The sequence below is a fragment of the Promicromonospora umidemergens genome (assembly GCF_024171995.1).
Taxonomy (GTDB): domain Bacteria; phylum Actinomycetota; class Actinomycetes; order Actinomycetales; family Cellulomonadaceae; genus Promicromonospora; species Promicromonospora umidemergens.
Genome location: NZ_JAMTCT010000003.1, coordinates 43263 through 61409 on the forward strand (window position 1 = coordinate 43263; position 18147 = coordinate 61409).

An 18147-nucleotide genomic window follows, 5' to 3' on the forward strand; every position below is an offset into this window, starting at 1 on the left:
CGAGCCTGCGTCGGCCGAGCCGGCGTCACAGCGGCCACGTGGTCACCTCGGTGCCCTCATTGAGTGTGGTCGCGGCGGCCGGGACGTCGATCAGCACGTCCGCCGCGGCCATCGACGCCACGAGGTGCGACCCCGGCCCGCCGACCACAGCGACCCGCGCACCGGCACCGGCGACCCACCGCCCACGCAGCAGCTGCCGCTTCCCGTCCGGCGAGCCGACGGCGGCGTCGAGCACCGCCGCGACCGGCTCGACGGGCGGCAGGCTGCCCGCCTGCCGCAGGATGTCGCGGAGGAACACGATGAACGAGACCTGTGCGCTGACCGGGTTGCCCGGGAAGGTCAGCACGGGCTTGCCCCCGACCCTTCCGAGACCCTGCGGCCCGCCGGGCTGCATGGCCACCGAGCGGAAGGTGACCTCCGGCAGCGCCTCCTTGACCACCTCGTACGCCCCCTGGCTGACTCCGCCGGTCGTCAGGACGACGTCGCACAGCGCCGCAGCCCGTTCCAGGCCCATGCGCAGAATCTTCGGCTCGTCGGGGACCGTCAGGCGCAGACCGACCCGCCCGCCCGCCGCACGGACCGCGGCCGCGAGGGCCGGGCCGTTCGCGTCCCAGATCTGGCCGGGTCCGGGCTCGCCGTCCGGCGCGACGAGCTCGCTCCCCGTGGACACGATGGCCACGGACACCGGCACGCGGACCGTCAGCCGGGCGATACCGCACGCGGCGGCGGCCGCCACGTGGTGCGGCGCCAGCACGGTCCCCGCACGCAGCACGACGGCGCCCTCGGCGACGTCGGATCCGGGCTCCCGGACGAACTCCCCGGCGTCGCGGCTGCGCACCACCTCGACCTTCGTCAGGGAGTCGTCCACCCCGTTGAAGGTCACGTGGTCGGTGTCCTCGACGGGAACCACCGCGTCGGCGCCCTCGGGTACCGGCGCGCCGGTCATGATGCGGACCGCGGTGCCGGGCTCCAGCGGGGCCGGCTCGCCCGGCGCCGCGGCCACGTCGCCCGCGACGGGCAGGGTGACGGGAGTGTCGGGGCCGGCCGAGGCGACGTCGGCCGCACGCACCGCGAACCCGTCCATCTGCGAGTTGCGGAAGCGGGGCAGCGGCACCGGCGCGACGACGTCACGCGCCAGGACCCGCCCGAGCACCTCCCGGTGGATGGATACCTCTTCCGTTGGCCGGTCTGCGAGCTCCGCGAGGAGCTCCGCGACGTCGGCCCGATGCTGTTCCACGTCAACGCGCTCGCTCATGTCCGCAACCTACCCGGCCCACCGGGGGCAAAGCACACCGGGGTCGAGCGCGCCCGGCGCTATGGCGCCCGGGCCGGGCCGGGCGCAAGAATCGAGCATGCACATCCACGCGCTGAGCAACAACGGGACCACGCCCGACGGCGCTCTCGTGCGCCGGGAGTCCCAGACCCGCGACGGGCTGCGGGTGCTCGACTCCGTGCTCGCCATGCGCCCCACGCCCGGCATCGTCCTGCGGGCCCGGCAGCGGGTCGAGTTCGATGGCGACGTGCGCCGCTGGGTGCGCTACTCCCTGCAGCGCGAGCCCGGCGGCGTGGACGTCGCGTTCGAGCGTGCCGAGCTGCCGCCAGGGGTCGGGGACGGCGTGCCGTCGTTCGCGCGATACCTCCTGGTGCTGGAGCTCGCGACGGTGGGCGCGTGGGTCGAGTACACCCAGCTCGACGACGCCGACCCGGCGCGCACGCAGCATGCCCTGCTGGTGCGCACCGACACCCAGCCGCTCAGGTTGCCGGACGGCGTCTCGACGTCGGCGATGCGCATCGACCAGCTGCTCGACGGCAGCCCCGCGAACGCCTTCTGGTGCGACAGCTTCGGCGTGCTCCAGGCGGACTACATCGAGACGTTCCCCGACGGCAGCCAGATCAGCGGCATCTCGTGGCGCACCACCTGGGAGGGCATCGAGCCGTGGCTCGATGCCACGGTGCGGCACGCGCTGGACGCCTCCGGCATCCTGGCATAGCCGCGGCGCTACCGGTGCACGTGCGCCTTGTGCCCGACCGCCGCCGAGACGTCCTGCTCGGCCACGGCGAGCAGGCGGTCGGCCAGCCGTCGCAGCGCCCGGCCGGCGGCGAGCTCGTCGCCGATCAGTGGTACCTCGGGGTCCTCCGGCGCCTTCCTGGCGTGCCCGACGCCGCGCAGCGCGTCCGACGGACCGTTCATCACCGTGGCCTCCGCCGTCGTGCTGCCCCCTGACTCGACCACCGTGATCCGGACGTCCCAGGTGAGCGCGCGCCCCTGCCGCGGCTCCTTCGGCCCCGCCTGCTCCCCCGACGTGCCAGGCACACCGAGCGCCGCCCGGGCCGCCGGGTCGACCACCGTGTCGGCACCGGGGTAGACGAGCGTCTCCTCGCCGGTGTCGGACCACCGCACCCGGTAGGGCGGCGAGCCGTCGTCGTGGGGGCACTCGGTGATCACGCCGTCACGGACGGCGCCGCCGACCACACCAGAGGCCGTGACTATCCGGTCGCCCACTGCTGCCTTCATGGGGTCCTCCTCGCGTCGTTGCGGACCCTTCCATCATCGCCCCGGATGCCGGTCCGCGGCACCCGCACCAGAACGGCGGCCGGCACGGTCCTCGCCTCGTTCGCCACTACGGTGGGCACACCGGGGGCCACGAAAGAGGAGATGCGATGAGGACGAACAAGCAGCGGATCGGCAGGGCGGTCGACGGCTTCAACGCTCGCGTCCTGGCCATGCGATCGTCCCCACGGTGGGGCCGCTTGGTGCGGCGGCACCTGACCGTCGTGACCTATACGGGACGACGTTCGGGCCGGACGTTCAGCATCCCCGTGGGCTACCGGCGGACGGGTGACACGGTCGAGATCGGCGTCCGTCTCGCCGACCAGAAGAACTGGTGGCGCAACTTCACCGGCGAGGGCGGTCCGATCTCCGTCGAGCTGGACGGGATCGACCGCACGGGTCATGCGATCGCGCGGCAGGACGGGCTGAACGCCTCGGTATCGGTGCGGCTGCACCAGCCCGGTCCCGAAGGCGACCCGGCGTAAGAAGTGGAGATCGCCCAGGCTGCGTGCAACGCCGATTCCACGTTGCGCTGATCCTTGTCGATCACAGTGGAATCGCCTCGACCGTCGCCGCGACGCTCTCGCGCAGAGCACGCGCGATCACCACGTCGACCTCACGCCCCAGCATCTCCTCAAGCTCGACCTCTAACGCACCGATCGCGAACATGCCGACGCCTGGATCGAGGTCTACCAGTAGGTCGACGTCCGACTCTGGTGTGTCCTCGCCACGTGCCACCGACCCGAAGACGCGAACGTTCCGCACACCATGGCGTGCGGCGATCTTGACGATCTCGTCCCGTAGGTCCCCAAGGAGCAGAGACAGCAACGGAACGACGTCTTGCCCGTGTTCATCGCCAGTGCCCTCCACCTCAAGCTTCAGGAGACGAGCAACCTCTGGCTGGCTGCGGCTCAGCGCCGATCCGATCCTGCGCTGACTCCACCCCAGCTCGCGGGCTTGGTTCGCCGCGATGACCAGCTCCCGAGTCCGCCCTGGGCGGTTCACCATGCTGATCCATTGCCGCCACCGCCCGCACGAGGAACCGGCGCACTGGGCCGTCCGGCCGACACGGAGCCAAGAAATCGGGCGCCTCCGGCGGCGCCGCGACCCTAGGCTCAGGGCATGTCAGAGCACGCAGAGACCGTCCTCCCGCCCAGGCTCCGAGCCGGCGACACCGTCCGGGTGGTCGCACCCGCCAGGTCGCGGGCGATGATCATGGAGCACGACAACACGCGGTGGATCGACGAACGGTTCGCCGCCATGGGACTCACCCTCACGTTCGGCGCGCACGTCGACGAGGACGACCAGTTCCGCAGCGCCTCGATCGAGCACCGCGTGGCGGACCTGCACGCCGCGTTCGCCGACCCCTCGGTCGCCGGGATCCTCACTGTGATCGGCGGGTTCAACAGCAACGAGCTGCTCCCCCACCTGGACTTCGACCTCATCGCGGCCAACCCGAAGGTCTTCTGCGGGTACTCGGACATCACGGCGCTGCAGAACGCGATCCTCGCCCGCACCGGCCTGGTCACCTACTCGGGCCCGCACTGGTCGAGCTGGGGCATGCGCGACCACTTCGAGCCGACCGGGGACTGGTTCAGGGCTGCGGTCATGGAGGACGCCCCGATCGCCGTCGAACCCGCGCAGGCGTGGACGGACGACCCCTGGTTCATGGACCAGGACACCCGCACGCCCGTCCCGAACGAGGGCTGGTGGCCGCTGCGCCCGGGGCAGGCATCGGGCCGGGTCGTCGGCGGCAACCTCTCCACGCTCGGCCTGCTGCAGGGCACCGCGTACATGCCGTCTCTCGACGGCGCCCTCCTCTTCCTCGAGGACGACTTCGAGTCGGACGCCGCGCACGTCGCGCGCAACCTCACCGCGCTGCTCCAGCAGCCCGGCGCCGACGGCATCACCGGCCTCGTGATCGGCCGGTTCCAGAGCAGCTCCGCGGTGACCCGCGCGGCCCTCGACGAGATCGTCGAGCGGCAGCCGGCGCTACGGGGCAAGCCCGTGCTGGCCGGCGTGGACTTCGGGCACACGAGCCCGCTGCTCACGCTCCCGGTCGGCGGGACGGCGGAGGCCGTCGTCGCCGAGGACGCGACAAGCCTGACCATCACCCGGCACTGACACCACGCGCCAGGCGCTCGGACCACCGGAGATGATCTGAGCGTCTGCGCTGTGGGGGTACGGCGCCGAGGCCGTCGTATGTCAGACTTCGCGGGAGTTATTCTGAGTTACGATAGGTAAGTCAGAATAACTCCCCCCAAATCTGAGTTGTGGAGCCCGATGACCGAGTCGATCGCCCTCGCACCGCACCGCTCTGCGGTGGTGCCTTGGGAGCAGTCGGTGCGTGGCGGCACCGCCGACGACCGTCGGCTCGGCGAGGTGACGGTGCGACTGCCACCACACATCGCAGACCTTGACCTGGTCGCCGGCGCCCATCTCACCAGTCGTCTCGAAGCAGCCCTTCGCGAGGTCTCGAACCTCGACCACGCACACGGTGTACATCTCGATGCGCTCTCCGCCCTGCTGCTGCGCAACGAGTCGGTCGCCTCGTCCAAGATCGAGCACGTCGAGGCCTCGATCGACGACTTTGCGCGAGCCATGCACGGCATCCGGGCGAACGAGTCGGCAACGTCCATGGTGGCCTCGACCCACGCGCTCGAGCACCTGATCGCCTCCGTCGTGGGGGGCGCAGACCTGACACTCGCCAACATTCACCGGGCACACGCCGCGCTCATGGCGGGCGACCCGTACGAGAAGGACTACGCGGGCCGGTTCCGCGACATGCAGAACTGGATCGGCGGTTCCGACTACTCGCCGCGCGGGGCGCTCTTCGTACCCCCGCCGCCTGAGACCGTCGACGAATACATGGACGATCTCGTCCGGTTCGCCAACCGCGACGACCTCAGCGCACTGGTCCAGGCCGCCGTCGTCCACGCACAGTTCGAGTCCATCCATCCCTACACCGACGGCAACGGACGCATCGGGCGTGCGCTCGTCAACACGGTTCTGCGCCGTCGCGGCGTCACCTCCCGCGTCGTCGTCCCGCTGGCATCCGCCCTGGTCGTGCACCGCGAGGAGTACTTCGACACCCTGAATGCCTATCGTGACGGCGACGCAGGGCCGGTGGTCGAGGCCTTCACGGTCGCGGCTGCGATCGCCGCGGAGGAGTCGCGCACCACGGCGGCCCGGATCTCCGCACTGCCGGAAGAGTGGGCTACGGCAGCAGACCGGCCTCGGCGGGGAAGTGCCGCCGCAGAGCTCCTGAGCGCGCTGTCCGCCTATCCTGTCTTCTCGACAGAAGACGCGGAGGACATGACCAGTGGTGCCATCTCCACGGTGTATGCCGCGATCAGCCGGCTGCACGACGCCGAGATCATCCGGCCGCTCACGGATCGCACGCGAAACCAGGTCTGGGGCACGGTCGCTCTGCTCGACGAGCTCGGAGACCTTGGCCTTCGCATAGGAGCCCGCGCCCGCGCAGCCCGGATGCAGCCGTCGCCGTCCGCCGTCGGCGAACCCGGAAATTGAGTCGGGTCGACTCAGGTTGAACTGATCATCAACCCCATCCGGAGGAGAACATCATGACCACCGTTCTGACCCGTTCACCGTTCGCCCAGACCTGGCTCCGCGACCCGTGGAGCCCGCAGTCAGCCGTCGCCGAGGGCCCCGTGCCCGCTGCCGACGTCTACCGCGAGGGCGAGGACCTCGTCGCCCGCCTCGACGTGCCGGGTGTCGACCCGGCCACCGACATCACGGTCGAGGTCGAGGGCCGCAAGCTCGTCGTGCGCGGCGAGCGCAAGGACCAGCGTTCGGAGGAGTCCGAGGGCCGCCGCATCTCGGAGGTCCGCTTCGGCTCCTTCCGGCGCACCGTCACGCTGCCGAAGACCGTGGACGGCGACGCCGTCACCGCGTCGTACGACGCCGGCGTGCTGACGGTCACCGTCCCCGGCGTCTTCGCCGGCACGACGCCGCAGCGCATCGAGGTCACCACCGCCGCCTGATCACCTCAGCGGCACCACGACGGCGTCCGACCGCTCCTGCGGCCGGGCGCCGTCCGCGTGCGACGGTCACGACGCCGTCGCCGCCGCTGTGGGACGCCGTCGGGGAAAACCCGTATGTGCTGATCAGGCCGTTGTGCAGCCGCTACGGCGCCCCGATACTTTCTCGTGAGTACTCGTCGGCTCTCACGCACCGCCGTCGCACACCGGAGTGCACGCGCGACTGCCGCAGTCATGCCTGTCGCGCGGCTCCGTGCGGCGGGGAACACGTTCGCGAAGGAGCGTTCGATGCGCAGCACGAGACACCGCACGACCCGCACTGTCCTGACGGCGACCGCGGCCCTGACCCTGGTCCTGTCGGTCTCGCTCGTCGCCTCGGCGGCGACGGCGAAGGCGCCCGACGCCGGGCCGGCATCCGACGGGGGCTCGGCCTCGTCCGGCACCTCCGCCGCTGCCGCCGCCCTGACCTGGTCGGACGAGTTCGACGGGCCGGCGGGCGCCGCCCCGAACGCCGCCAACTGGAACCACGAGACCGGCGCAGGCGGCTGGGGCAACAACGAGCTGCAGAACTACACGAGCTCGCGGCAGAGCTCGGCGCTGGACGGCAACGGCAACCTCGTCATCACGGCCCGCCAGGACGGCAACGGCGGCTACACCTCGGCGCGGATGACCACCAAGGGCAAGTTCCAGCCCCAGTACGGCCACCTCGAGGCCCGCATCAAGATCCCCAGGGGGCAGGGCATCTGGCCCGCGTTCTGGATGCTCGGCGGCCAGTTCCCTGGCACGCAGTGGCCGAACTCGGGCGAGATCGACATCATGGAGAACATCGGCCGCGAGCCCAACCGGGTGCACGGCACGCTGCACGGCCCGGGCTACTCGGGTGGCAACCCCATCACCGGGTCGTACCAGCACCCGCAGAACTGGTCCTTCGCCGACGACTTCCACACCTTCGCCATCGACTGGAGCCCCAACTCCATCACCTGGCTCGTGGACGGCAACGCGTACCAGACCTTCACCACTGCGAACACCGGCAGCAACCCGTGGGTCTTCAACCAGCCGTTCTTCTTCATCCTGAACGTCGCAGTCGGCGGCAACTGGCCCGGCTACCCCGACGGATCCACACAGTTCCCGCAGCAGATGGTCGTCGACTACGTCCGCGTCTACGACTCGACGGGTGGCGGTGGCGGCGGCTCCACCGGGACGGTCACCGCAAGCAACGGGATCTGTCTCGACGTCGCCGGAGCGGGGACGGCCAACGGCACGCCCATCCAGCTCGCGCACTGCAACGGCGGCCAGGCCCAGCAGTGGACGGTCGGCTCGGACGGCACCGTCCGTGCACTCGGCAAGTGCCTCGACGTGGCCGGCGGCGGTACCGCGGCGGGCACCGCCGTGCAGCTCTGGGAGTGCAACGGGACCGGCGCCCAGCAGTGGGCCCACACGAGCGGCACCCAGGCACTGCGCAACCCGCAGTCCGGGCGCTGCCTGCAACCCGTCGGCCGAACGCAGACCGACGGCGCCCGCACCGAGATCGCCGGCTGCGACGGGAGCACCGTCCAGCGCTGGACCCTGCCATAGCGGGCGGTGGCGACGGGCGCCACCGGCGGCCCACGAGACGACCCCTACATCGTGCACGCGACACGCCGACGGTCGCGTGCACGATGTAGGGGTCGTTCGCGCGCCGACTCCTCCGACCCCTCGTCGGTGCGGGGCGGTCAGGCCTCGGCGACCAGGGAGTACAGGTCCTTCGGGTCCGTCGGCTCTGCGATCAGGTCGAGGTGCTGGAGCAGCTCCGGCGCGTTCGTCGTCACGTCCTCCAGCACGAACTTGAGGGCCGTCCAGTCCTCCACGGCGAACCCGACGGAGTCCCACACGACCAGCTCGTCCTGGTCCCGTCGCCCGTGCTCGGCGCCGGTGATGACCGCCCACAGCTCGGTGACGGGGAAGTCGGCCGCCTGGCGCTGGATCTCGCCCTCGATGCGGGTCTGCTCCGGGAGCTCCACGAACACGCTCGCGCGGGCGACGATCGCCGGGTCCAGCTCGGTCTTGCCCGGGCAGTCGCCGCCGATCGCGTTGATGAGCACCCCGCCGGACACGTCGGCGTCGTGCAGCACCGTCGCGTTCTGCTTGTCGGCGGTGCAGGTGGTGATCACGTCGGCGCCGCGGGCCGCGTCAGCGGCGTCGTCGGCCAGGACGACGTCGAAACCGAGCGCCTTCGCGTGCCGCGCCAGCTTCTCCATCGCGTCGCGGTCGACGTCGAAGACCCGCAGCGTCTCGATGCCCAGCTCGGCGCGCATGCCGAGCGCCTGGAACTCGGCCTGCGAGCCGCACCCGATCAGGGCCAGCGTGCGGGACCCGGCCGGCGCGAGATACCGGGCTGCCAGCGCCGACGTCGCGGCGGTGCGCAGGGCGGTGAGCAGCGTCATCTCGGCGAGGAACGTCGGGTAGCCGTTGCGCACGGAGGCGAGCATGCCGATCGCCGTCACCGTCTGGAACCCCAGGGACGGGTTGAGCGGGTGCCCGTTGACGAGCTTGAACCCGTAGGTCTCTTCGTCGGAGGTGGGCATGAGCTCGATGACGCCGTCGGCCGAGTGCGAGGCGATGCGCGGCCGCTTGTCGAGCTCGGGCCAGCGGGCGAAGTCGCGCTCCAGGGCGTCGGTGAGCGCGGCGATGGCGGCCTCGGGGCCGCGCCGGGCCACCCAGCGGGCGGTGGCGGCGACGTCGAGGTACGGAACTGTGGTCATCGCTGGGTCTCCTCGGTGGTTGCGGCAGCGGCGCCGGGGCGCAGCTCGAGCGTGCAGCACTTGACCGAGCCGCCGCCCTTGAAGATCTCGGACAGGTCGATACCGACGGGGACGAACCCGCGCTCCTTGAGCGCGTCGGCGTAGTCGCGGGCGCGCTCGCTGAGGAACACGTGCAGCCCGTCGGAGACGACGTTCAGGCCGAGGACGGCGGCGTCGTCGGCGCCGACCAGGATCGCGTCGGGGAACAGGCCGCGCAGGGTCTCCTGGGCGGCCGGGCTGAACGCCTCGGGGTGGTAGGCGACGACGGTCTCGCCGGACACGGCGCCGTCGTCGAGCACCGAGAGGGCGGTGTCGAGGTGGTAGTAGCGCGGGTCGACGAGCTCGAGCGGGACCAGCTCGATGCCCTGCTCGGCGAGCTCCAGTCGCTCGGCGACCTCCGCGTGGCCGGCGGGCGTGGTACGGAAGCCGGTGCCCGCGAGCAGCACCTTGCCGATGAGGAGCAGGTCGCCCTCACCCTCCATGGTCTCGACGGCTTCGCCGAGCCGGCGATACGGCGCGGCGGCGTCGGTGTCGAACCAGCGGTCGTACGCGGGGCCCTCGGCGGCACGCTCAGGGTAGGTGAACCGGGCGGCGAGCGCCCGTCCGCCGACGACGATCCCGCCGTTGGCCGCGTACACCATGTCGGGCAGGCCGGGCTCTGGCTCGATGACGTCGACCCGGTGTCCGCGTGCCTCGTAGGTGGCGCGGAGCACCTCCCACTGCGCGAGGGCCTTGGCGGTGTCGACCGGCGAGGACGGGTCCATCCAGGGGTTGATGGCATAGACGACGTCGAAGTACGTGGGCGGGCACATGAGGTAGTGCCTCGGTGTGGCGGTCCGCTGCGCGGTGGTGTGCGGCATGGCGGTGGTCTGCGTCATATCGTGAGGCTACGGCCGGACCGATTCACAACAGGCACGCATCCGTTGCGCATCCAGCCACGGTTTCTTGCGCAATCGCGGGATGTACTGAACGATTCGTTCATGGATGCCGTGAACCGCGCGATCGTCGGAGAGCTGCTGCGCGACGGGCGCGCCACCTACCAGGAGGTCGGCAGCGTCGTCGGGCTCTCCGCCCCCGCCGTGAAGCGGCGGGTCGACCTCATGATCGCCCGCGGGGAGATCGCCGGCTTCACCGTACGCGTGGACCCGCAGGCGATGGGCTGGACCCTGGAGGGTTACGTCGAGATCTTCTGCTCCGGCATCGTGTCGCCGGCGGTGCTCGAGCGCGACTTCGCCCCCATCCCGGAGGTGGTACGCGTCTCCACCGTGACGGGCGACGCCGACGCGATGGTGCACGTCATGGCGGCGAACATGGAACAGGTCGAGCACGTCGTCGAACGCATCCGGACCGTCACGCACGTGGTCAAGACGCGCACGGCGCTGGTGATGTCCAGGGTGGTCGACCGGCCGGGCGCCTGACCACGACCGGCGCGGGCGCGGTACGCCTTAGGGTGTCCTAACAGGACTTTCCTGTCCCGACCGGAGGGTGCCCTCGATGATCAGAACCACGGTGTCCGACGACGTCGCCGGCTGGCTCGACGTGCTCGGTCCCCTCACGTTCTACCTGGTGGTCTGGGGCCTCGTGTTCGTCGGGACGGCGTTCTTCGTCGGCGTCTTCATCCCGTTCCTGACCGGCGACGGCCTGCTGTTCGGCGCGGGGATCGTGGCAGGGAGCACCGACCGTATCGACATCCTCGTGCTCGCGGTCGGCGTCGGCGTCGCCGCCGTGGCGGGCGACCAGGTCGCGTTCCTGCTGGGCCGCAGGTACGGGCGGCCGTACCTCGAGTCGCGGAAGGGCCGCTGGGTGCAGGCGGCCGTGGCCCGGACAGAGAAGTTCTACGACCTTTTCGGGTGGTGGTCCGTCGTCATCGGCCGCTACATGCCGTGGGCCCGCGTGTTCGTCCCGGTCATCGCGGGCGTGGCCCGCATGCCGTACGCGAAGTTCCTCACCGCGAACGTCTTCGGGGCGCTGAGCTGGGCCGTGCTGATCACGGTGCTCGGATACTTCGCGGCGTCGGACCCGTCGGTGCGCCCCGTCGCGTACGTCGTGGCGGGCGTGGTCATCGCCGCGTCGGTGGTCGCGGGCATCCGCGCGTGGCGGCAGGAGCGAGCGACGACTCCCCGAGCGTGATCGGCAGGACGTCAGGTGGTCGGCATCCCGAGCTGCCGAACGCCTGACCTTCTACCGACCACACACGGTGAGGTGGCTGGCCGGGCGATCAACAGCGCGCGCCGCAGGATCAACTAGAGCGCGCGTGCGACGCCCAGGCTGAGGGCATGCCCACCCAGAGCATTACTGTGCCCGCACCGCCTCCGTCGAGCACTGCCCCGAGCACCCCACGCCGCACCTGGACCGCGGTCGTCGCGCTCTCCTTCGGTATCGCGATCCTGGTCGCGAGCGAGTTCCTGCCCGCGAGCGTCCTGCCGGGCCTCGCGGCCGACATCGGCGTGAGCGAAGGCATCGCGGGCCTTGCCGTGGCCGCGACGGCGATCGCCGGAGCCTTCACCGCGCCGAGCATCGCGGTGCTCCTCCCCCGGGCCGACCGGCGCACGGTCATGCTCGGCCTGCTTGCCGCCGCCGCGGTGTCGAACCTCGTGGTCGCCGTCGCACCGAGCTTCGCGGTGCTGCTGATCGGCCGCCTCCTGCTCGGCATCGCGATCGCCGGGTACTGGTCGTTCGCCTTCGGCGTCGGCACCCACGCCGTCCCCGGCAAGGACCGCCTGGTGTCGTCGGCCATCTCGTTCGGCGTCAGCATCGCGACGGTGCTCGGCGTCCCGGTCGGATCGATCGTGGGCGACGCCGTCGGCTGGCGGGCTGCGTTCGGTGGCGCCGCCGTCCTCTGCGTGATCAGCGCGGTCGCGTTCGCCGCTGCCATCCCGTCCGTACCGGCCCACCCGACGGCGGGGCTGCGGATGCTGAGGGAGGCCCTGCGCAACACGCGGCTGATGGCAGGCATCGGTTGCGTGGTGCTGGTCGCGTTCGGCAACTTCGCGGCCTACCCGTACATCCGCCTCGCGATCGACCGCATCGATCCCGGCGCCACCACCTGGATGCTGCTGGCGTGGGGTGTCGGCGCCGTCACGGGCACGATCGTGGCCGGGCTGCTCGCGCGCCGGCTGCGTCCGCTGGCCGCGGCCGCACCGATCGCGCTCGGCGTCGCCCTCGTGCTCACTGCGAATGCCTCGTCCGTGCCGGTGCTGACCATCGCGGTGGTCCTGTGGGGCTTCTCGTTCAACATGATCCCCGTCATCGTCCAGCTCTGGGGCGCACGGGTCGAGCCCCAGCGGACGGAGTCGGCGATGTCACTCAGCGTCACAGCCTTCCAGGTGGCGATCACCGTGGGCTCTGCGCTGGGCGGGTTGCTACTGGACGGGTACGGCGTCCGGCCGCTGCTGCTGGTCGGGGCTGGAGCGGCGGTGGCGGCGGGGCTCGGCTGGGCGTTCCTGCGGATACCTCGCGACTGACGCCCTCGGGATCGCCCGCCACGCGAGCGGCGAGACGCCGTGGTCCGCGGCGAACGCCCTGCTGAACGCGGCGACCGAGCCGTACCCCACCTCGAACGCGACCCGCGTGACGGCCAGGCACTGCTTGGTGAGGAGCAGGCGGGCCCGGTGCATACGCACCTCCCGCAGCATCCGCATCGGGCTGTGCCCGGTCGCGCGTCGGAAGCGATCGGTCAGCGCGGAACGGGAAAGGTGCACGAGGGCGGCCATCCGGTCGAGGTTCCACGGCTCACCCGGCCGCGCCGCGAGAGCTGCCACCACCTCGGCGACCTGCGGGTCGTCGGCCGGGCCACGCACGGCGCCCTGGTCGCCGGCCCTCTCGGGCGGAGGCGACAGAGACGAGATCGCCGCCCCGATGAGGCCCGCGTAGGCTGACGCGAACCGGTCCACCCTGCACTGCACCGAGAGCGGGCAGGTCGTCACGAGCGCGACGATGCCGCGATGCTCCTTGCCGAACCGGCGCTGGACCAGCGGGCTCGGCAGCGGCGTGGACGTGACGGACCGGCGCAGGTCCCCGTGCACGAGGTCGGTCTCGACGTCGGCGGTGAGCCGGTGCGCCGTCCGCGGGTCGACGAGCACCGCGTCCCCGGGCAGGATCGTCCGGCGGTCACCCGCCGTCTCGAGGGTCACGGCACCGGACAGGACCAGGCCCCAGAGCGCGCCGGGCCGAACCAGGCTCGCCTCAGCGGGCAGCCGCTCGCGCCGCAGCGCCGTCATCTCCCATTCCATACGAACCGGAGCGATGACGACGTGCCACCTATTCCCGGCGAGCCCGTCCAGCCGGGGGGAACCGGTCAACAGCCCCGCGCGCTGAGCGGACGTTCGGCATGACGGCGGAGCAGGCCGAGGCGCAACGATCACGCCCACAACCAAGCTGGGGGTCAGGTGGGGACGGTCATGTTCTGCGTGCCGATGACCGACAGGAGGCGCAGCGCATCCTCGGACGACGATCCTGGTTCGGCCGTGTAGACCACCACCTGCTGGTCCTGGTCGGTGAGGTCGAGCGCGTCGCAGTTCACGGTGACCAGCCCGACCAGCGGGTGCTGGAAGGACTTGCGCAGCGTGCGGGTCGTCTGCACGTCACCGGCAGCCCAGAGCTCGGCGAACTCCGGGCTGCCCGCGACGAGCTCGTCGATCAGCACGGTCACCTCGGGGTCGCCCGGGAACCGGGCCGCCGTGACACGCAGCCTGGCGGTGGCGGAGCGGGCGAACTCGTCGGCGTCGGACACCCCGTACAGCCGGTCGCCCGGGGCCTCCGGCCCGAGGAACGCCCGCCGCGCGAGGTTGCGCTCGCGCCGGGGCAGCGCCGACCAGTCCTCCATGAGCGCCGCCGCGAGGCCGTTCCAGGCGATCACCTCGAGGGTCGCGGAGGTCACGAACGCCGCGGCCTGCGGCAGCCGGTCCAGCATGAGCTGGATGCTCGGGCGCACCTCGCGCGACGGTCCGGGCGGCGGGCCCGGAGGGACGCCGGCGAGCTGGTGCAGGTAGCTCCGTTCGGCGTCGGACAGGCGCAGCGCCCGGGCGAGCCCGCCCAGGACCTCGCGCGACGGGTGCGGGCCGCGGGCCTGCTCCAGCCGCGTGTAGTACTCGGTCGAGATGTACGCGAGCTGCGCCACCTCCTCGCGGCGCAGGCCCGGTGTACGACGTCGCTGCCCTGCGGGCAGTCCGACGTCGGCGGGGCTGATCCGCTCGCGCCGGCCGCGCAGGAACGTCGCGAGCTCGGCTCTGTCCATGTTCCCGAGTATGAACGGGGGCCGCGACCGTAGCCAGGTACCCGCGATGCCTGGATAGGTCCTGGGACCCGGCGCAGGCTCGTCGGTATGAGCACACCAGCCACCGAAGCAACCACCACGACGACCGGAGCCGGCCTGCTGGCCGGCAAGGTCGCCTTCATCACCGGTGCCGGCCGCGGCATCGGCGCGGCCGCGGCCCGCCTGTTCGCCCGCGAGGGCGCCACCGTGCTGCTCTCGGCCCGCACGGAGTCGCAGCTCAAGACAGTGACCGAGGAGGTCCGGGCGGCGGGCGGCACCGCGGAGTACGTGGTGGCCGACCTGTCCGACGCCGACAGCGTGCGCGCCGCCGTCGACCGCGCGGTGAAGCTGTACGGGCGCCTGGACGTCGCGTTCAACAACGGCGCTGCGTTCACCCCGCCACAGCCGCTGGACGAGGTGTCCGAGGCCGACTTCGACCGCGTCTACGCCGTCAACCTGCGCGGGCCCTGGCTGGCCATGGTCGCCGAGATCAACGCCATCCGCGCCACCGCGGGCACGGGCGCCATCGTGAACACCACCAGCATCGGCAGCCTGCGGGCCAACCCCGTGCTGCCCGCCTACGGCGCGATGAAGCGGGGCCTGAACAGCCTCACGGAGTCGGCCGCCGTGACCTACGGCCCGGAGGGGATCCGGGTCAACGCGGTATCCCCCGGCGGCACCTACACGGAGATGATCCGGACCTGGGAGGAGCACACTCCGGGGCTGATGGAGCACATGACGCCCGCGATACCGCTGCGCCGCGGAGCGCAGCCCGAGGAGATCGCCGAGGCCGCGGCCTGGCTCCTGAGCGATCGTGCCTCGTACGTCACGGGCGCGGTCCTCCAGGTGGACGGCGGCGCAGGCGCCTGACCCCCACCCACTCAACGGACGAGGTGGGGGGTGTTCCGGAGGCGGCGCAGCATGCGCGCGTCCTGGAAGCCGACCGTGCGGGCCGCCGACTCGACAGTGGCGCCGTGGCCGATGAGGTGCTCCGCCCGCTCCAGCCGGAGCAGCTGCTGGTAGCGCAAGGGCGTCACCCCGGCCGCGCGGGTGAACAGCCTGGTGAGGGTGCGTTCGGCGACGCCGGCATGCCTGGCCAGGTCGGCGAGCGGCAGCGCGCGTGCGAAGTGCGTGTCGATGTGGTTCTGCACGCGGTGGACCGTGTCGTCGACGTGCGCCCGGTGCCGCAACATGGCGCTGGCCTGCGGTTCCGTCCCGTTCCTGCGGGCGTACACGACCATCTCCCTGGCCACCCGCGCCGCGAGCGCCGGGCCGTGCCGCACGGCGAGCAGGTGCAGCGACAGGTCGATGCCGCTGGCGATGCCCGCTGAGGTCACCACGCCGTCGTCCGTGGTGAACAGGACGTCCCGCACGACGTGCGCCAGGGGGTGCCGGGCAGCGAGGTCGTCCTGGACCGCGTGGTGCGTGGTGCAGCGCCGGCCGTCGAGCAGCCCGGCCTGGCCGAGCGCGTCAGCGCCCGCGCACACGCTCGCGACCGTCCCGCCCCCCGCGTGGTGCCAACGGAGCCGCTCCCGCACCGGCTCGCTCACGAGCGGCCAGGCGGCCGGGTCGCTGCCCACGCGCCAACCGGGGACGACGACCAGGTCGTCCGGCCCCAGCTCCGGCCAGTCGGTACTCGCGACGAGCGGGAGGCCCTGCGCCGAGGCGACCACACCGGCGTCGGACCCGGGATGGTCGCCGGCCGGCGCGCCCGAGACGTAGCGCAGGTCGTAGGGGCGGCCGAGGTCCCCCGCCGTGAAGAAGGCCTGCGCGGGACCCGCGAGGTCGAGCAGGTGGACCCCGGGCAGGAGCACGAAGACGACGGTGGTCACACCGCCGATGCTGCCACCTCGGCGCCGGGAGCGGACGCCGCTTCCGCCTCGAGCTCCGCGACGGTGGCGATCCGCGCGAACCGGTCACGGAGCACGGCCTCGGTGCGCTCCAGGATGTCCGCGGCGCTGAACCGGCCCAGTGGGTCGGTGCTGGTCGCGTCGCTGACGAACGTCATGTCGTAGCCGAGGTCGGAGCCGACCCGCGTGGTGGTCTCCACGCACTGCTCGGCCCGGATGCCGCAGACCCGCAGCTCGCTCACGCCGTGGGTGGTGAGGATCTGCTGCAGGTTGGTCGTGGTGAACGCGTTGTGCGAGGTCTTGCGGAGGACGGGCTCGCCGGGGCGGGGATCGCTCAGCTCCTCGAGGAACCGGACGTGGCCGGACTCCGGGTCGAACGCGTTGCCCGTGCCGGGCTCTGTGTGCAGCACCCACACGATCAGGTCACCGGCCGCGCGGGCGAGGTCGACCAGCCGGTTGACGGGCTCCGCCAGACCTGGGTTGAGCGTGTCGGCCCACTGCGGGCGGGCGCGGAAGGACTCCTGGACATCGACGACGATCAGGGCTCGGTTCATGCCCCCAGTCTGTGTCCGACGGCGCGCGGGCGGGAGGCCGGATCGGGTCCCGGGGCGGACGGATCCGGTCACCGCAGCGCCCGCGCCGGCTCGAGCGGGACGGGCTGCCCGCCGCCGTCAGCCGGTGATCGGCAGAAGGTCAGGTGGTCGACAGCTCGGGCTGCCGACCACCTGACCCTTTGCCGATCACTCGCTGGCGGGCGTCAGCCCGCGTCAGCCCGCGTCAGCCCCCGTGTCAGGCCTTGACGAACGCCAGGAGGGTCTCGTTGACCTCGGCCGCGTGCGTCCAGAGCAGGCCGTGCGGCGCGCCCTCGATCTCGACGTACTGCGCCTCAGGGAAGGCCTTGTGGAACGGGCGGCCGGTGGAGTCGATCGGCAGGATGTTGTCCTTGGTCCCGTGCAGGATCAGGGACGGCTTGCCCGCGGCGCGGACCGCCTCGACGTCGGCCCGGAAGTCCTCGGTCCAGGCCGAGACGACGGCGTACGCCGCGACCGGCGCGCTGCCCGTCGCCGTGTTCCAGCTGGCCGTGACGACCTCCTGGCTGATCCGGCTGCCGAGGTTCTCGTCCAGGTTGTAGAAGTCCTGGTAGAAGTTCGTGAACCAGGCGAAGCGGTCGGCACGGGCCGCCGCCTCGATCCCGTCGAAGACGGACTGCGGCACACCGGTCGGGTTGTCGTCGGCCGCGACGAGGAACGGCTCGAGCGAGGCGAGGAAGGCCAGCTTGGCGACCCGCTCGTGGCCGTGGTTCTTCACGTAGCGGGCGAGCTCGCCGGTGCCCATCGAGAAGCCGACCAGGATGACGTCGCGCAGGTCGAGGGTGTTCAGCACCGTGTTCAGGTCGGCGGCGAACGTGTCGTAGTCGTAGCCGGCGCCCACCTTGCTCGACTGCCCGAACCCGCGGCGGTCGTAGGTGATGACGCGGTACCCGGCGGCGATCAGCTCGCGGGACTGGCGCTCCCAGCTGTTGCCGTCCAGCGGGTAGCCGTGGATGAGCACTACCGGCTGACCCGTTCCGTGGTCCTCGTAGTAGAGCTCCGTGGTGGTGCTGTTCTCGGTGCCGACCTTGATGTAACCCATGATCTGTCCCTTCGTGAACCTGCGCCGCGGCGGAGAACGAACGTTCTCTGCCCGATATCCGTTACAGTAGAGAACGAAC

Annotated in this window: 20 protein-coding genes; 10 read left to right on the forward strand and 10 right to left on the reverse strand. The window is 71.7% G+C overall.

Annotation, left to right across the window (positions count from 1 at the left end; genetic code table 11):
- Positions 1-25: 25 nt before the first annotated feature.
- The gene (locus APR04_RS06270) at positions 26-1255 is read right to left on the reverse strand and encodes a molybdopterin molybdotransferase MoeA (RefSeq protein WP_253868570.1); all 1230 of its coding nucleotides are present in this window, start codon (positions 1253-1255) and stop codon (positions 26-28) included.
- A 97-nt stretch (positions 1256-1352) separates the two neighbouring features.
- On the opposite strand from APR04_RS06270, the gene APR04_RS06275 reads away from it, so the two are divergent.
- Positions 1353-1991 (forward strand): hypothetical protein, encoded by a 639-nt coding sequence (locus APR04_RS06275; RefSeq protein ID WP_253868572.1) that lies wholly within the window; start codon positions 1353-1355, stop codon positions 1989-1991.
- Positions 1992-1999: 8 nt separating this feature from the next.
- Here the strand turns inward: APR04_RS06275 and APR04_RS06280 are convergent, their stop codons facing one another.
- On the reverse strand, positions 2000-2515 hold the full coding sequence (locus tag APR04_RS06280) for a dsRBD fold-containing protein (protein WP_253868574.1): 516 nt from the start codon (positions 2513-2515) through the stop codon (positions 2000-2002).
- Positions 2516-2661: 146 nt separating this feature from the next.
- Here APR04_RS06280 and APR04_RS06285 point away from each other — a divergent pair, with 146 nt between their 5' ends.
- Positions 2662-3036 carry a hypothetical protein gene (locus tag APR04_RS06285; RefSeq protein WP_253868576.1) on the forward strand — a complete coding sequence of 125 codons (375 nt, stop codon included), beginning with the start codon at positions 2662-2664 and terminating at the stop codon, positions 3034-3036.
- Positions 3037-3097: 61 nt separating this feature from the next.
- Here the strand turns inward: APR04_RS06285 and APR04_RS06290 are convergent, their stop codons facing one another.
- Positions 3098-3559 (reverse strand): nucleotidyltransferase family protein, encoded by a 462-nt coding sequence (locus APR04_RS06290; RefSeq protein ID WP_253868578.1) that lies wholly within the window; start codon positions 3557-3559, stop codon positions 3098-3100.
- Positions 3560-3673: 114 nt separating this feature from the next.
- Here APR04_RS06290 and APR04_RS06295 point away from each other — a divergent pair, with 114 nt between their 5' ends.
- From APR04_RS06295 to APR04_RS06310, 4 genes are all read left to right on the forward strand, one after another.
- Positions 3674-4675, forward strand: coding sequence for a S66 family peptidase (locus APR04_RS06295; protein WP_253868580.1), 1002 nt, complete (start codon positions 3674-3676; stop codon positions 4673-4675).
- A gap of 159 nt (positions 4676-4834) precedes the next feature.
- Positions 4835-6082, forward strand: a complete 1248-nt coding sequence (locus tag APR04_RS06300; protein ID WP_253868582.1) for a Fic family protein — start codon at positions 4835-4837, stop codon at positions 6080-6082.
- A 53-nt stretch (positions 6083-6135) separates the two neighbouring features.
- Positions 6136-6555 carry an Hsp20/alpha crystallin family protein gene (locus APR04_RS06305; protein ID WP_253868584.1) on the forward strand — a complete coding sequence of 140 codons (420 nt, stop codon included), beginning with the start codon at positions 6136-6138 and terminating at the stop codon, positions 6553-6555.
- A gap of 285 nt (positions 6556-6840) precedes the next feature.
- Complete coding sequence (locus tag APR04_RS06310) at positions 6841-8127, forward strand: family 16 glycosylhydrolase (protein WP_253868586.1); 1287 nt, start codon at positions 6841-6843, stop codon at positions 8125-8127.
- Positions 8128-8264: 137 nt separating this feature from the next.
- Here APR04_RS06310 and ocd read toward each other — a convergent pair whose 3' ends face one another.
- A complete protein-coding gene (gene ocd / locus APR04_RS06315; RefSeq protein ID WP_253868588.1) occupies positions 8265-9293 on the reverse strand; it encodes an ornithine cyclodeaminase in 1029 nt (342 codons plus the stop codon).
- Complete coding sequence (gene ddaH, locus APR04_RS06320) at positions 9290-10210, reverse strand: dimethylargininase (protein ID WP_253868590.1); 921 nt, start codon at positions 10208-10210, stop codon at positions 9290-9292. Before ddaH ends, ocd begins: the two co-directional genes overlap by 4 nt.
- A gap of 102 nt (positions 10211-10312) precedes the next feature.
- Here ddaH and APR04_RS06325 point away from each other — a divergent pair, with 102 nt between their 5' ends.
- From APR04_RS06325 to APR04_RS06335, 3 genes are all read left to right on the forward strand, one after another.
- Positions 10313-10750: an Lrp/AsnC family transcriptional regulator gene (locus tag APR04_RS06325; RefSeq protein ID WP_253868592.1), complete on the forward strand. Its 438-nt coding sequence runs from the start codon at positions 10313-10315 to the stop codon at positions 10748-10750.
- A gap of 76 nt (positions 10751-10826) precedes the next feature.
- The gene (locus APR04_RS06330; protein ID WP_253868594.1) at positions 10827-11462 is read left to right on the forward strand and encodes a DedA family protein; all 636 of its coding nucleotides are present in this window, start codon (positions 10827-10829) and stop codon (positions 11460-11462) included.
- 146 nt (positions 11463-11608) lie between these two features.
- Entirely contained in the window at positions 11609-12796 is a 1188-nt protein-coding gene (locus APR04_RS06335; protein WP_253868596.1) for an MFS transporter, read from the forward strand.
- Here APR04_RS06335 and APR04_RS06340 read toward each other — a convergent pair.
- Entirely contained in the window at positions 12695-13552 is an 858-nt protein-coding gene (locus tag APR04_RS06340) for an AraC family transcriptional regulator (protein WP_253868598.1), read from the reverse strand. The two genes, APR04_RS06335 and APR04_RS06340, sit on opposite strands and share 102 nt — an antisense overlap.
- 164 nt (positions 13553-13716) lie before the next feature.
- Complete coding sequence (locus tag APR04_RS06345; protein WP_253868599.1) at positions 13717-14568, reverse strand: helix-turn-helix transcriptional regulator; 852 nt, start codon at positions 14566-14568, stop codon at positions 13717-13719.
- An 87-nt stretch (positions 14569-14655) separates the two neighbouring features.
- Between APR04_RS06345 and APR04_RS06350 the strand changes: the two genes are divergently transcribed.
- Positions 14656-15456: an SDR family NAD(P)-dependent oxidoreductase gene (locus tag APR04_RS06350; RefSeq protein ID WP_253868601.1), complete on the forward strand. Its 801-nt coding sequence runs from the start codon at positions 14656-14658 to the stop codon at positions 15454-15456.
- Positions 15457-15467: 11 nt separating this feature from the next.
- Here the strand turns inward: APR04_RS06350 and APR04_RS30945 are convergent, their stop codons facing one another.
- The 3 genes from APR04_RS30945 to APR04_RS06365 all read right to left on the reverse strand — a co-directional run bounded on the left by APR04_RS30945 (position 15468) and on the right by APR04_RS06365 (position 18068).
- Positions 15468-16418 carry a GlxA family transcriptional regulator gene (locus APR04_RS30945; RefSeq protein WP_253868603.1) on the reverse strand — a complete coding sequence of 317 codons (951 nt, stop codon included), beginning with the start codon at positions 16416-16418 and terminating at the stop codon, positions 15468-15470.
- A complete protein-coding gene (locus tag APR04_RS06360; RefSeq protein WP_253868605.1) occupies positions 16415-16990 on the reverse strand; it encodes a cysteine hydrolase family protein in 576 nt (191 codons plus the stop codon). Before APR04_RS06360 ends, APR04_RS30945 begins: the two co-directional genes overlap by 4 nt.
- 235 nt (positions 16991-17225) lie before the next feature.
- Complete coding sequence (locus APR04_RS06365; protein WP_253868607.1) at positions 17226-18068, reverse strand: alpha/beta fold hydrolase; 843 nt, start codon at positions 18066-18068, stop codon at positions 17226-17228.
- Between the last annotated feature and the right edge of the window lie 79 nt (positions 18069-18147).